The sequence below is a fragment of the Streptosporangium sp. NPDC020072 genome (assembly GCF_040631445.1).
In the GTDB taxonomy this organism is placed as follows: domain Bacteria; phylum Actinomycetota; class Actinomycetes; order Streptosporangiales; family Streptosporangiaceae; genus Streptosporangium.
This window is the reverse complement of sequence record NZ_JBEYAB010000015.1, coordinates 70,642-83,969: the sequence shown is the minus strand read 5'-3', so window position 1 is coordinate 83,969 and position 13,328 is coordinate 70,642. Positions and strand designations below refer to the sequence as shown.

Genomic DNA, 13,328 nt, shown 5'->3' with positions numbered 1-13,328 from the left:
GGCCGCGTGGGGTTGTCGGCCGTGCGGGGCCGTTCGCACACCCCGGACGCACATCAGCCCGTACGGCGCCGCGACACGCGGGGCGATGAGTGCCTTCCCCGTGGAAGATCCTGAGACCATCGACTATTGTGACGGCCCTTCTCGACCAGCTACGGACGGCTCCCCGGAACGTCCTCAGCCGTATCCCCCTGCCCGGCGTCACTGGTGACGACGACGACGTCCGCAGGCCGCTTCCCGTCTCGGGGATGCTCGCCGCGGTGTGGACGCTCGGCGTGGGTCTCGCGGTGCTCACCACCTTCACCCTGGTCGGCTGGATCGCCTCCCCGAGGGGCGCGTTCAGCAGCGGCCTGCCCGGGGTCTTCCGTACGGCGGCGCAGTTGTGGCTGGTGGCCCACCACGCGGGGTTCTCCATCTCCGGCGGGGTCATCGGGCTGCTTCCCCTGGGGCTGACGGTCCTGCCCGCCTTCCTGCTCTACCGCGCGGGTGTCTGGATGACCAGGGACGCCGACCTGCGGCTCAGGATGCCCGCCAGACTGCCGAAGAACAGCCCGAAGGACGAGGCCAACGCCCGGCGCAGGGCGCAGCTCGTGCTGGTCGCCCAGGCGGGTGTCTCACTGGCGGCGCCGTACGCGCTGCTGGCGGGGGTGATCGCGCTGATCACCGACAACGAGGTCACCCAGCCGTTCATCGGTGAGACGCTGCTCAGCCACCTGCTGCTGGCCTTCGCCGCGGGCTCGCTGGCCACGGCCAGGGCGATCGGGCCGTGGCGGGCGATGCTGAGGTTGCTGCCCGAGCGCCTGCGCGCGGCCCTGATCAGCTCGGCCGCCGCGCTGGGGATCATGCTCGTGGCGGGCACGGTCCTGGTGACCGGCGCGCTCGTGGCGAACTTCTCGCAGGTCAGGGCGTTGTCGGAGATCCTGGCTCCCGGCTTCGTCGGGGGGTTGCTGCTCCTGCTGATCCAGGTGCTCTACCTACCGAACGCGATCGTCTGGGGCATGGCCTACACCGCGGGCCCCGGTTTCGCCGTGGGCGCGGGGACGCTGGTCGCCCCGACGGGGGTCCAGCTCGGCGTCGTGCCCAGCCTGCCGATCCTGGGGGCGCTTCCCGAGGCCGGTCCCACTCCGGCGTGGGTGATGGTGGTGGTCGCGCTGCCGTTCGCGGCGGGGGCGGTCGCGGGCGTCCTGAGCGTCAGGATCGCGCCCTCGCCGACCTACGAGGGCGCCCCGCTGTGGGGGTTCGCCTGCGGGCTGTTCACGGGCGCGGTGGCCGGGGCGCTGGCGGCGCTGTCCGGGGGTCCGCTCGGTGGTACACGGCTCACCGTGGTCGGCCCCGCGGCCTGGGAGGTGATGCTCTCGGTCACCCTGGAGGTCGGTGTCGCCGCGGGGATCTCCGCGGGACTGGCCAACTGGTGGCTGATCTTCCGGGGTCAGAACACCGCCGTCGCCAGGGCCGCCGAGAGGGTCGGTACGGCGACCGCCCCGGTCCGCAAGGCGGGTGTCAAGATCGCCAAGGCCGCGGGCACCGTGGCGAGCAAGGTCGGCCTCGCCGATCCCGAGGAGCTGGGCAGGCTGCCCGGCCACTGGCTGGACGCCACCGAGTGCGAGACCCAGCCGATCCCGGTCATCAGGGACGACTGGCAGGACGAGCACGCCTCGGCCGCCGCGGAGAGCCCGTCGAAACCGGTCGACCGGGAGCCTCCGCGCCCACCCCGGCGTGACATCGTCGACGAGTCGGACGACAAGGGCGGCCACGTCATCTACCTGGACCCCTACGCCTGGGACCGCGACTGACACCCGGCTGGATGGCCGGTATAGGACGTTTGCCAGGAAATCTGTGGAAAACCAGTGGGTTGTGGGTACTCCCCTGGGGAGTGTGATTCGGCCCTCGCGGTTGGATCGTGCGCAAAAGGCGCGGCGGCATTTGCTGGGGAAGTGCTTGCCGCCGCGCCCCCGTCGTCCTAGCTCCCCGGCGTCGTCCGCAGCCTGATCGCGTCGAGTTGCTCATCGGCCATGGCGGGGACGGGGAGCGGGTGGGCGGTCCCGGCGCGCAGGCCGTCGAGGAAGAACGACAGGCAACGCCGCCAGGCCTGGGGCGCGACCCCCATCGACTCGCGGATCACCTGGGACATGGCCCAGACCAGCAGGGGCAGGTCCCGCATCTCGAAGTCCGCGCGCAGCGTGCCGCTCTCCTTGGCGCGTTCGACGACCTGACCGGCGAGTTCGAAGCCTTGGTGGCAGGAGGCGAGCACCCCCTCGCTCAGCGGCAGCCGCCGGGCCATCGCGTCGTTCAGCCCCTGGTCCTCGGCCTGGAGCGCGAACAGCCCCTCAAGGAAGCCGGTGAAGCCGCGCCAGGGGTCGGGGTCGGCCATCGCCGCCGCGGCGATGCGTTCCAGGGCGGCCAGCCGTTCGGGGAGGATCGCGTCGAAGAACGCCTCCCGGGTGGGGAAGTGGTTGTAGAGCGTGCCGATGCTGACCTCGGCCCTGCGGGCGATCTCCTCAAGCGGCGCGTCGAGCCCGCGCTCGCCGAACACCTGCTTGGCGGCTGCCAGCAACCTGTCGCGGTTGCGTACGGCGTCGGCACGCAGCGGCCTCGCCGGCCGGGCTTGGAGCGCCATGTGTCGTCAGTCCCCTCGAAGTGCGGATCCCACGAAAAGTCGAGGGAAGCCTCGATTTCATGGTACCTTCGCAAGAAATTGAGGCTTCCCTCAACTTCTAACCTGAGGGTTCCCTCAACCTACCTGGGGAAGGAAGGCGCAGCCATGTCCGCTTCACGTGGAGTCGCGGTCGTCATCGGAGTGGGGCCCGGCCTCGGCATGTCCATCGCGCACCGGCTCGGCCGCGAGGGCCACCCCGTCGTCCTGGTGTCCAGAAGCGACGCCAGACACGCCGGATATGTCTCCTCGCTCGCCGACGCCGGGATCAGGGCCGAGGCGTTCACCGCCGACGTGCGCGACCACGACCGCCTGCTGTCCGTCCTGGACACGGTCGTCGAACGGCACGGTCCCGTCGGGATGGTCTACTACGGGCCGGGTTCGACCGACCCCGAGTCCCACCCCGTCCCGATCCTCCAGGCCGGGCCGGAGGACGTCCGGCGGGCGATGGAGTGGGCCTACCCCGCCGTCGAGGTGGCCCGGCGAGTCCTGCCCGGCATGATCGAACGCGGTGAGGGCGGCCTGCTGTTCGCCACCGGGCTCAGCGCCGTCATGCCGATGCCCGCCCTCGGCAACCTCGCGATCCTGTCGGCGGCCCTGCGCACCTACGCGGTGACCCTCAACACGGCCCTGACCGAGACGGGGGTCTACGCGGGCTGCCTGGTCATCGGCGGTGTCGTCGAACGCGGCGACATCCACGGGATGGTCTCCTCCCAGCCGGAGCGGTACGGCCCCGTGGCGGGCATGACCCTCGACCCCGACGCGCTCGCCGACGCCGCCTGGGAGATGTACGCGACCCGGGGCCGCGCCGAGGAGACCTTCAGCGTCTTCGGCTGACGGGAACCGCCCGGCGGGGGACACTTTGCCTACGCCACGGGGCCGTACCGGGGCGGGCGCGGCGACGACGGGGGAGCGCGATGGCGGTTCAGGTGGCGGTCTGTGGTCCCGGCGACTGCACGCCCCAGGAGGAGGCCGACGCGCGCGAGGTCGGCAGGCTGCTGGCCGAGCGGGGCGCGGTGGTGGTCTGCGGCGGCTACGGAGGCGTGATGGCCGCCGTCGCGGCAGGGGCGCGGTCGGCCGGTGGGACGGTCGTCGGCATCCTGTCCAGGGCCGACCGGTGGCAGGCCAACCCCGACCTGAGCGTCGTGATCCCCACCGGCCTCGGCGAGGCGCGCAACGCCGTCGTCGTCAACTCGGGGGACGCCGTGATCGTCGTCGGCGGCTCGTGGGGCACGCTGTCCGAGCTGGCCCTGACCATGCGCGGGGGACGCGCCCCGGTGGTCCAGCTCGGCGGCTGGCGCGTCCTCGACCGCGACGGCGCCCCGCTGCCCGGCGTACGGCACGCCACCTCACCCGGGCAGGCCCTTGAGCTGACCGGGTTGTGGCCGTGAGGGTTCCTACGGAGTGAAGGGGAACCGGATGTCGCCGGGCTGCAGGAAGGGCATCTTCTTCTGCAGCGCCTGTTCGAGCTGCTGGACGCAGTCCTGCTGCGCGGCGACGGTGCCCGCCCCCGCGCGGCAGTTGGCGTAGGCCGAGAGCTCGTCACTGAGATAGAGCTGCATCGCCGCCATCGACAGGGAGATCGGCAGCGCCAGGGCCGACAGGACGATCCCGGCGACGGCCGTACCGGTCGGCTTGGAGACCGAACGCAGGGCGGGGATCGCGCGGATCGAGACGACCAGCGCGAATATCGACATGACAAGGCCGGCGAGAGGGAGCAGGAACGTCATCACCACGGAGGCGAACGCGAGCCACAGCGCCCTGCGCCCCGCGCTTTCCGCAGGCCGTGCCTGGACGGGTGACGTCAACGGACCTCCTTGCGTCGTACGAGCGCACAGGCCGATACCCTTGCAGCGGCGTGAGTCCCGTCCGAAAGGAGTGCGTCGGTGTCATCCCAGGCCGCTCGGCTTGTGGTCCTCGTATCCGGTTCTGGAACCAACCTACAGGCCCTGCTGGACGCTTCGGCCGATGAGGCGTACGGGGCCCGCATCGTCGCGGTCGGAGCCGACCGGCACGGCATCGAAGGACTGGCCCGCGCCGAGCGCGCGGGAGTGCCGACCTTCGTGGAGCGGCTGCCCGACCACGAGGACCGGGCCGCGTGGGACAGGGCGATCGCCGAGAGGATCGCCGAGCACCGGCCCGACCTGGTGATCCTCGCCGGGTTCATGAAGATCCTCGGTGAGCCGTCCACGACCTCCTTCACCATGGTCAACACCCATCCCGCGCTGCTGCCGTCCTTCCCCGGCGCCCACGGTGTCCGCGACGCCCTCGCCTACGGCGTCCGCGTCACCGGCTGCACGGTGATCCTGGCCGACGCCGGGGTGGACAGCGGGCCGATCGTCGCCCAGGAGGCGGTGGCCGTGCTCGACGGCGACGACGAGGAGACGCTGCACGAGCGCATCAAGGTCGTCGAGCGGAGGCTGCTCGTCGAGACCGTCGGCAGGCTGGCCCGGGAGGGCTGGACGGTGACCGGACGGACCGTACGTCTCGGACGATCCGGCGGATGAGCCGGACGGCCGGAAAATCTGAACAAAACAGGAGGACCACGAAGTGACCCGCATCGCCATCAGGCGCGCGTTGATCGCGGTGTATGACAAGAGCGGGCTGGAGGAGCTGGCCCGCGGACTCGACGCCGCAGGCGTGGAGATCGTCTCCACCGGCGGCACCGCCGCGACGATCGCCTCGTTCGGTGTTCCCGTCACCCCGGTCGAGTCGCTCACCGGGTTCCCCGAGTGCCTGGACGGCCGCGTCAAGACCCTGCACCCGAGGGTGCACGCGGGCCTGCTGGCCGACAGCGGCAACCCGGCCCACGTCAAGCAGCTCGAAGAGCTGGAGATCGAGCCGTTCGAGCTCGTCGTGGTCAACCTGTACCCGTTCCAGGAGACCGTCGCCTCCGGTGCCTCCGACGCCGAGTGCGTCGAGCAGATCGACATCGGCGGCCCGGCGATGATCCGCGCCGCGGCCAAGAACCACGGCACCGCCGCGGTCGTGGTGGACCCGGCCGTCTACGGCGACGTGCTCGCCGCGGTCGCGGCCGGCGGTTTCACCGTCACCGAGCGCCGTCGTCTCGCCGCCTCCGCCTACGCCCACACCGCCGCCTACGACACGGCGGTCGCCTCCTGGTTCGCCAACGTCTACGCCGCAGAGGAGGGCGCCTGGCCCACCTACATGGGCGCGGCCTGGACGCTCAGGACGCCGCTGCGCTACGGCGAGAACCCGCACCAGGGCGCGGCCCTCTACTCCGGCCAGCGGGACGGCCTGGCCAACGCCGAGCAGCTGCACGGCAAGGAGATGTCGTACAACAACTACCTCGACGCCGACGCCGCGTGGCGGGCCGCGTGGGACTTCGCCGAGCCCGCGGTCGCGATCATCAAGCACCAGAACCCCTGCGGCATCGCGGTCGGCGCCGACGTCGCCGAGGCGCACCGCAAGGCGCACGCCTGCGACCCGGTCTCGGCCTACGGCGGGGTGATCGCGGTCAACGGTGAGGTCACCGAGGAGCTCGCCGGGCAGATCGCCGAGGTGTTCACCGAGGTCGTGGTGGCCCCGTCGTTCACTCCCGAGGCGCTGACGCTGCTCACCGCGAAGAAGAGCATCCGTCTGCTGGCCTGCCCGAAGGGGCCGGACAACAAGGCCGAGTTCCGCCGGATCGACGGCGGCCTGCTGGTGCAGACGACCGACAGGGTGGACGCCCCCGGTGACGACCCCGCCACCTGGGAGCTCAAGGCGGGGGCGGCGGCCTCTCCGGAGGTCCTGGCCGACCTGGCCTTCGCCTGGCGGGCCAGCCGTTCGGTGAAGTCGAACGCGATCCTGCTGGCCTCCGGCGGCGCGAGCGTCGGCGTCGGCATGGGGCAGGTCAACCGGGTCGACTCGGCACGGCTGGCCGTCGCCCGCGCCGGTGAGCGCGCCAAGGGGTCGGTCGCGGCCTCCGACGCGTACTTCCCGTTCGCAGACGGCCTCGAACTGCTCGTCGCCGCCGGGATCACCGCGGTCGTCGAGCCGGGCGGCTCCATCCGCGACCCCGAGGTGATCGCCGCGGCCGAGGCCGCCGGGATCACGCTCTACTTCACCGGCACCCGGCACTTCTTCCACTAGTCTCAAGATCTTCCCAGGTCGTACGGCTGCCGCCATCCGTGGGGCAGCCGTGCACCAGAGACAGGAACGTGGCGGGACGGACAGGATTTTTCGGCTAAAAAGGGTTTAAAGCCCGGTTAAGGTGAAGCATCTCGTCCGTCGCGCCCGTGGAGACTCCCATGCCCCTGCTCGGCTCCTTCCTGAACGCCTTCGTGATCATGAATGGGTTCTGGCAGAGCCCCGTGCTCCTCGTCATCGTGGCCCTCGGGGCCGCCTACCTGGGAGCCAAGGCTGTGGAGTACATCCCCTTCACCCGCCGCATCATCGAGCGCAGGCAAGCGAGCCGCGGCTGAACTTCATGGAAGGATTGGCGCCATGAGCGCGCAGATTCTGGACGGCAAGGCCACCGCGGCCAAGATCAAGGCAGACCTCGCGGCCAGGGTGGCCGTGCTGAGGGAGCGTGGCGTCACCCCGGGCCTGGGCACCGTCCTGGTCGGCGACGACCCCGGCAGCCAGATCTACGTGGCGGGAAAGCACCGTGACTGCGCCGAGGTCGGCATCTCCTCCATCCGCAGGGACCTGCCCGCCACCGCGACGCAGGCCGAGGTCGAGGCCGTCATCGACGAGCTCAACGCCTCGCCCGAGTGCACCGGCTACATCGTCCAGCTCCCGCTTCCCCGGCACCTGGACGCCCTGGCCCTGATCGAGCGGATGGACCCGGCGAAGGACGCCGACGGCCTGCACCCGATCAACCTGGGCCGTCTCGTGCACATGGTCGACGCGCCGCTGCCCTGCACCCCGCACGGCATCGTCCTGCTGCTGCGGGAGTACGGCGTGCCGCTCAAGGGCGCCGAGGTCGCCGTGGTCGGGCGCGGCATCACCGTGGGCCGTTCCCTGGGCCTGCTGCTGACCCGCAGGTCGGAGAACGCGACCGTCACCCTGTGCCACACCGGCACCCAGGACCTGGCCGCCCACGTCAGGCGCGCCGACATCGTCGTCGCCGCGGCGGGTGTGCCCCACCTGATCACCGCCGACATGGTCAAGCCCGGCGCCGCCGTACTCGACGTCGGGGTCTCCCGGGTCGACGGGAAGATCGCCGGTGACGTCGCCCCCGAGGTCGGCGAGGTCGCGGGCTTCCTGACCCCCAACCCCGGCGGTGTCGGCCCGATGACCAGGGCGCTGCTGCTCAGCAACGTCGTCGAGGCCGCGGAACGTCAGGTCCAGGGCGCCCAGGGCCCACTGTGACGACGTGGCCCCGCACGTCGCCGACCCGCGCGAGCGCCTGCCGTTCGACGACGTGATCGCGTCGCCGGTGCCGCACCACCTGGGGGACCGGGGGCCGGCGCCGGCCGAGCTGCGGCGGGTGCTCAGGCCCGGCGGCCGGCTGATCGCGTCGACCACCCCTTCGGGGCCTACACGATCCAGGGCCCCCGGCCCGACCACCTCGCGACCACCGGCTACTCCTTCGACCGGACGTTCGGCGGGCGGACCGTCCCGATGGGGTTCCGGCGCAAACCGTTGCACGCGGTGACCGACGCCTTCACGAACGCCGGGTTCCGGCTCTCCGTCATCGGTGAGCCGCAGCCCGGCCCGGCCGCCCGTGAGCTGTTCCCCGGGGGCCTCCACTTCTTCGTCGTCGAGGTGCCGGGCTCCGGCGAACAGCCGGTCACGGGTTCGGTTCGGAACCGCACGGCTGTGGCGCGGCCTCGGGGGTGTGGTTCGCACGCGGCCTGGCCACCAGCGCGTACGCCAGCCAGGAGCCGATGCGGGCCAGGGCGATCCCGCCGGTCATCGCGATGGCGCCGGCCCCGCCGAGCGATGCCAGCGGGGCGAACAGGGCGCCGAACAGGAAGCCCGTGCTGCCGAGCAGCGCGGCGGCCGTGCCCGCGTTGGCCGGATGACGGACCAGCGCGAGCGCCGTCGCGTTCGGCGAGGCCAGTCCGCCCGACATGATCGTGAAGAACAGCGAGGTCAGGAACACCCAGAGCGGCGCGTGCAGCGCCGCGGCGACGGCCGTACCGACACCGGTCACGACGGCGACCAGCGCCTCGGGCACAAGCAGCCGCTCCGGTGTGAAGCGGCGCAGGAGCAGGGCGTTGAACCAGCCGCCCAGGATCAGGCCGACCGAGTTGATCCCGAAGATCAGGGAGAACACCTGCGGGCTCACGCCGTAGCCGTCCTCGATCACGAACGCGCTGAACGAGATGTAGATGAACAGCGCGATGCTGCCGATGCTCGACCCCAGGGTGCAGCCGACGAACAGCCGGTCGCCCGCCACCGCGGAGAAGCCCTCCCGTACCCGGGCCATGCCCCCCGAGTGCCGGTGCTCGGGGCGGAGCGTCTCCGGCAGGGTGAACGCCACGAGCAGCAGCACCGCGGAGATCGCGGCCAGGAAGACGAACAGGCCGCGCCAGTCGACGACGTACAGCAGCTGCCCGCCGATGACCGGGGCGACGATCGGTGCGAATCCGCCGATCAGCATCAGCAGCGACATGATGCGGGCCATCTGCCGGCCCTCGTACAGGTCGCGGACCATGGCCTCGACCACGACCATCCCGGCCGATCCGGCCAGTCCCTGCACCAGGCGCAGCACGATGAGCGTCTCGATCGACGGCGCCGCCGCGCACAGCAACGACGCCGCCGTGTACGTCACCACCCCGGCGAACAGCGGGCGCCTGCGGCCGATCCGGTCGCTGAGCGGGCCGATGAACAGCTGGCCGACGGCCAGGCCGATCATGCAGGCCGAGATGCTCCACTGGGCGGCGCCGTCGGAGGCCCCGAGCTGGCGGGCCAGCGCGGGCAACGCGGGCAGGTAGAGGTCGATCGACAGCGGGCCGAACGTCGACAGCGCTCCGAGGGTGAAGAGCAGCCTGCGGGTCCGGGCGATCGGAGGCGGGACGGCCGGTGGGCCGTCCGCGCTCACGTGTGACCCACCGGGTGGCCTCGCCTGGACGCGGTCACCGGGTGGCTTTCCCCCGAATGTGTGCCTGCGCTCACCGGCGCGACCGCCGCTGTCGTCGCTGCTGGTCGAGCAGCATCCTCGCCCGAGGATCGACGAAGGCGCGCAGCGCCGAACCGGTGAGGTTCAGCAGGAACACGAACAGGGCGATGGTCAGGCCGGGGAAGATCACCATGGTCGGGTGGGTCTGCAGGTAGGTACGCCCGTCGGCGACCATGTTTCCCCAGGTGGCGGTGGGTGGTGAGATGCCGAGACCGAGGAAGCTGAGCGAGCCGTCGATGAGCATGGCGCCCGCCGACAGCAGCACGCACTGCACGACGGCCAGCGGCAGGGTGTTCGGCAGGATGTGCACGCCCAGGGTCTTCCACGGCCCCATGCCGGACACCCTGGCCGCCTTCACGTAGGTGCGGGTGGTCAGGCCGAGCACACGGCTGCGGATGATCCGGGCCGTGTACGGGGTGAAGATGATCGTCACGGCGAGCAGTTCGCTCATCATGCCGGGACCGACCACGACCGCGAACACGATCGCCAGGATGATCGACGGGAACGCCATCCAGGCGTCCACGACCCGCATGATCACCGTGCCCGCCCGCGCGAAGTAGCCCGCGACCAGGCCGATGAACGTGCCGAGCCCGACCGAGCACAGCGTGATCAGCATGGTCATCCCGATGGAGACCCGACCGGCGGAGGCCCACCTGGCGAACAGGTCGCGGCCGTACTTGTCGGTGCCCATCAGGTGCTCACCCGACGGCGGCAGCAACCGGTTCACCGGGTCGGCGGCGTTCGGGTCGGGCAGGAACGGCGGGAGCACCATGACCACCAGGGTGATCAGGATCAGCAGCCCGCCCGTCACGATCAGCGTGGGGTTTCGCCGGACGAACGAGCGGACCCGGGTGGGGGCCGTCACGGTCGGCGCGGTGGCGAGGTCGGCGGTCACGACACCCGCACCTTCGGGTCGATCAGCGCGTAGGCGAGATCGACCAGCAGGTTCATCAGCACGAACAGGAACGCGATGAACATGACACCCCCCTGGATGAGCGGGAAGTCCCGGGCGTAGACGGCGCCGAGCAGTGTGGTGCCGAGGCCCGGGATGATGAAGATGCTCTCGATCACCACCACGCCGCCGATCAGCGAGGCGAAGTTCAGGCCCACCGTGGTGAGGACCGGCAGCATGGAGTTGGGCAGCACGTGCTTCAGCATGATCCGCCGTTCGCCGACGCCCTTGGCCCGCGCGGTACGCAGGTAGAGCTGGGTCAGCTCACCGAGCACGCTCTCCTCCATGGTGATGGTGAGGAAGGCGGTCTGCCCGACGACGAGCACCGCGACCGGCAACGCCAGCTGGGTGATCGCGGTCGCCGGGTCCTCGAACAGCGGGGTGTAGCCGCCGGTCGGGAACCAGCCGAAGGTGAGCGCGAACAGGTAGACCGCCAGCAGCGCGAGCCAGAACTCCGGCAGGGCCAGCCCGAACTGGGTAGCCCGGTTGACGAGCCGGGCCACCCGGTTGTGCGGCGCCACGGTGACCCAGGTGACGATCAGCACGGTGAGGATGAAGCTGATCACCGTGCTCAGGATGGCCAGGGTCAGCGTGGGTGCGATGTTGTCGAAGATCATCTGCAGGACCGGGAGGTTGTACTTGATCGACGTACCGAAGTCACCGCTCAGCACGTTGCCCAGCCAGTGCAGATACTGCTCGTACAGCGGTCCGGTCAGGCCGAGGTCCTGGCGAAGCCGTTCGAGTTGCTCCGGGCTGGCCTTGGTGCCCAGGAGCACCGCGGCCGGGTCACCCGGGATCGAGCGCAGCAGGAAGAACAGTGCGGTGCCGACCACGAACAGCACGATCACCAGATCGCGCAACCGGCGCAGAATGACCCCCAGCATCAGGTGCTACCTCGCCAGCCAGGTGTTGGCGAACTCCAGGCCCCAGCCGTCATAGCCCTGCACCTTCGGGTTGTAGGCCACGTAGGACCTGGCGTGGTAGAGCGTCAGCGTGGGCAGGTTCTGCGAGGTGAACTCCTGGATCTTGTCGATCGCCTGCTTCTGCTCCTCCGGCGTCTTGGCCGCGTTGTACGCGGTCAGCAGGGGCGCGAGCTTGTCCCTCGGGTAACCCATGTTGTCCATGCCCTGGACGTTGTCGCTGTAGGACGGGACGGGCGGGTTGGCGTCGTCCATCAGCGCGAGCACGTCCCAGCTGTTCGGCTGGTTGTTCTTGCGGCCGATCAGGGTGGCGAAGTCGTAGCTCTCGACGGTCGCGTTGATCCCGATCTTCTTCAGCGAGTCCTGGATGATGACCAGGGCATCCTTGAACTGCGGGAACTCGTCCGTGGTGATCATGCGGATGGTCTGGCCGGGGCGCAGGCCCGCGGCGGCGAACATCTGCTTGGCCTTCTCCGGGTCGTGCTGGTCCCACTTGGCCTTGCCGGCCTCGGAGTACATGGCCTTGTTGGTCTGGGTGGCGAACGCGCCGTTGCTGGGCAGCACCAGGTCGGGCACGCCCTGCGAGTCCATGATCGCCTTCTTGTCGACGAGCATGTTCATCGCGTCCCTGGCCTCGGGCTTGGAGAAGATCGAGCCGGAGTTGTGGTTGAGCGCGATGTACTGGACGTTCGCGGCGCCCTCGACGCCGATCTTGAGGTTGGGGTTCTGCTTGATCTGGTCGTACTGGTCGTAGGACGGCTCGGAGACGTCGAGCAGCCCGGTCTGCAGGCTGTTGAACGCGGCGTCGCGGTCGGCGATCACCTTGTAGGTGATGGTGTCCAGGTAGGCGCCCTTGGCTCCGGCGTACCCGCTGGACTCACCGGCCGGCGGCTTGTACTTGTCGTTGCGCTCCAGCACGATCTCCTGGCCCGCCGTCCAGGTCTTCAGCTTGTACGGCCCGGTGCCGATCGAGTGGTCCTGGGGGATTCCGGTGGCTCCGGCGGCGGCCACGTCGGCGGCCCTGCGGATGCCGCTGCCGTGGCTGGAGGCCATGAGGGCGACGAGGTTGAACGGCGCCTTCATGGAGAACACCACGGTGCCCTCGTCGGGCGCGGTGATCTCCTTGAGCACCGGCTTGAGCGAGCCCGCGTAGCTGCCCTTCTCCACCCAGTAGCGCATGGAGGCCACCACGTCCGCCGAGGTCAGCGGCGAGCCGTCGGAGAACTGGACGCCCTTGCGCAGGGTGAAGGTGTAGGTCAGGCCGTCATCACTCTTCTTGTAAGATTCGGCCAGCACGGGCTGGGGCTGGTAGTTGGCGTCGATGGCGACCAGAGACTCGAAGATCTCGTGCCCGAGATAGCTGGTTCCTGCGTTGCTGTTCTGCACCGTGTCCAGCGATCCAGGGTCCTGGGCGAGGCGGACGGTCAGGTTGCCGCCTCGCGCGGGCTGTCCCGCGTCGCTCTGTGCAGCCGGGGTGGCCGGGGTGGATGGGGACTTTGTGGCAGTGCCGCAAGCCGAGAGCAAGAGCCCTGCCGTGACGAGGGCGATGATCTTGGGTTTGCGACGTTGTCCGGTGCGATCCATTGCGGCTCCTCGCGCCTGTTTCCGCGGGTCGGTGGCGGAGAACGTAACCCGGCCCGCCCGTCCAAGATAGGCGTCGATGTCGGCTTTTATGTCACTCATGCGAAATCAGCCAACCTGTGCCCATGAGTGTGGACAGACGCCGTTCCC

Annotated in this window: 14 protein-coding genes; 8 read left to right on the top strand and 6 right to left on the bottom strand. The window is 70.3% G+C overall.

Annotated features, from left to right (window positions below):
- Positions 1-128 precede the first annotated feature (128 nt).
- A complete protein-coding gene (locus ABZ470_RS32090; protein WP_352010088.1) occupies positions 129-1,790 on the top strand; it encodes a DUF6350 family protein in 1,662 nt (553 codons plus the stop codon).
- A 167-nt stretch (positions 1,791-1,957) separates the two neighbouring features.
- Here the strand turns inward: ABZ470_RS32090 and ABZ470_RS32085 are convergent, their stop codons facing one another.
- The gene (locus tag ABZ470_RS32085) at positions 1,958-2,614 is read right to left on the bottom strand and encodes a helix-turn-helix domain-containing protein (RefSeq protein WP_362916139.1); all 657 of its coding nucleotides are present in this window, start codon (positions 2,612-2,614) and stop codon (positions 1,958-1,960) included.
- Positions 2,615-2,758: 144 nt separating this feature from the next.
- Here ABZ470_RS32085 and ABZ470_RS32080 point away from each other — a divergent pair, with 144 nt between their 5' ends.
- On the top strand, positions 2,759-3,487 hold the full coding sequence (locus tag ABZ470_RS32080) for an SDR family NAD(P)-dependent oxidoreductase (RefSeq protein ID WP_362916137.1): 729 nt from the start codon (positions 2,759-2,761) through the stop codon (positions 3,485-3,487).
- A gap of 80 nt (positions 3,488-3,567) precedes the next feature.
- Positions 3,568-4,041 (top strand): TIGR00725 family protein, encoded by a 474-nt coding sequence (locus tag ABZ470_RS32075; protein WP_352010085.1) that lies wholly within the window; start codon positions 3,568-3,570, stop codon positions 4,039-4,041.
- A 6-nt stretch (positions 4,042-4,047) separates the two neighbouring features.
- Here ABZ470_RS32075 and ABZ470_RS32070 read toward each other — a convergent pair whose 3' ends face one another.
- On the bottom strand, positions 4,048-4,458 hold the full coding sequence (locus tag ABZ470_RS32070; protein ID WP_352010084.1) for a hypothetical protein: 411 nt from the start codon (positions 4,456-4,458) through the stop codon (positions 4,048-4,050).
- A 78-nt stretch (positions 4,459-4,536) separates the two neighbouring features.
- On the opposite strand from ABZ470_RS32070, the gene purN reads away from it, so the two are divergent.
- The 5 genes from purN to ABZ470_RS32045 all read left to right on the top strand — a co-directional run bounded on the left by purN (position 4,537) and on the right by ABZ470_RS32045 (position 8,255).
- Positions 4,537-5,157 (top strand): phosphoribosylglycinamide formyltransferase, encoded by a 621-nt coding sequence (gene purN, locus ABZ470_RS32065; protein ID WP_352010083.1) that lies wholly within the window; start codon positions 4,537-4,539, stop codon positions 5,155-5,157.
- 43 nt (positions 5,158-5,200) lie between these two features.
- Positions 5,201-6,745 carry a bifunctional phosphoribosylaminoimidazolecarboxamide formyltransferase/IMP cyclohydrolase gene (gene purH / locus ABZ470_RS32060; protein WP_352010082.1) on the top strand — a complete coding sequence of 515 codons (1,545 nt, stop codon included), beginning with the start codon at positions 5,201-5,203 and terminating at the stop codon, positions 6,743-6,745.
- A gap of 146 nt (positions 6,746-6,891) precedes the next feature.
- Positions 6,892-7,077, top strand: a complete 186-nt coding sequence (locus ABZ470_RS32055) for a hypothetical protein (protein ID WP_362916135.1) — start codon at positions 6,892-6,894, stop codon at positions 7,075-7,077.
- A 22-nt stretch (positions 7,078-7,099) separates the two neighbouring features.
- Positions 7,100-7,969 carry a bifunctional methylenetetrahydrofolate dehydrogenase/methenyltetrahydrofolate cyclohydrolase gene (locus ABZ470_RS32050; RefSeq protein WP_362916133.1) on the top strand — a complete coding sequence of 290 codons (870 nt, stop codon included), beginning with the start codon at positions 7,100-7,102 and terminating at the stop codon, positions 7,967-7,969.
- Positions 7,970-7,973: 4 nt separating this feature from the next.
- Entirely contained in the window at positions 7,974-8,255 is a 282-nt protein-coding gene (locus tag ABZ470_RS32045; protein ID WP_362916131.1) for a methyltransferase domain-containing protein, read from the top strand.
- A 135-nt stretch (positions 8,256-8,390) separates the two neighbouring features.
- Here the strand turns inward: ABZ470_RS32045 and ABZ470_RS32040 are convergent, their stop codons facing one another.
- The 4 genes from ABZ470_RS32040 to ABZ470_RS32025 all read right to left on the bottom strand — a co-directional run bounded on the left by ABZ470_RS32040 (position 8,391) and on the right by ABZ470_RS32025 (position 13,181).
- Positions 8,391-9,647, bottom strand: coding sequence for a multidrug effflux MFS transporter (locus ABZ470_RS32040; RefSeq protein ID WP_362916129.1), 1,257 nt, complete (start codon positions 9,645-9,647; stop codon positions 8,391-8,393).
- Positions 9,648-9,717: 70 nt separating this feature from the next.
- Positions 9,718-10,620, bottom strand: coding sequence for an ABC transporter permease (locus ABZ470_RS32035; RefSeq protein WP_352010077.1), 903 nt, complete (start codon positions 10,618-10,620; stop codon positions 9,718-9,720).
- Positions 10,617-11,561: an ABC transporter permease gene (locus ABZ470_RS32030; protein ID WP_352010076.1), complete on the bottom strand. Its 945-nt coding sequence runs from the start codon at positions 11,559-11,561 to the stop codon at positions 10,617-10,619. The genes ABZ470_RS32035 and ABZ470_RS32030 overlap by 4 nt, the downstream gene beginning before the upstream one ends.
- A 6-nt stretch (positions 11,562-11,567) precedes the next feature.
- Positions 11,568-13,181: an ABC transporter substrate-binding protein gene (locus ABZ470_RS32025; protein WP_352010075.1), complete on the bottom strand. Its 1,614-nt coding sequence runs from the start codon at positions 13,179-13,181 to the stop codon at positions 11,568-11,570.
- Positions 13,182-13,328 lie beyond the last annotated feature (147 nt).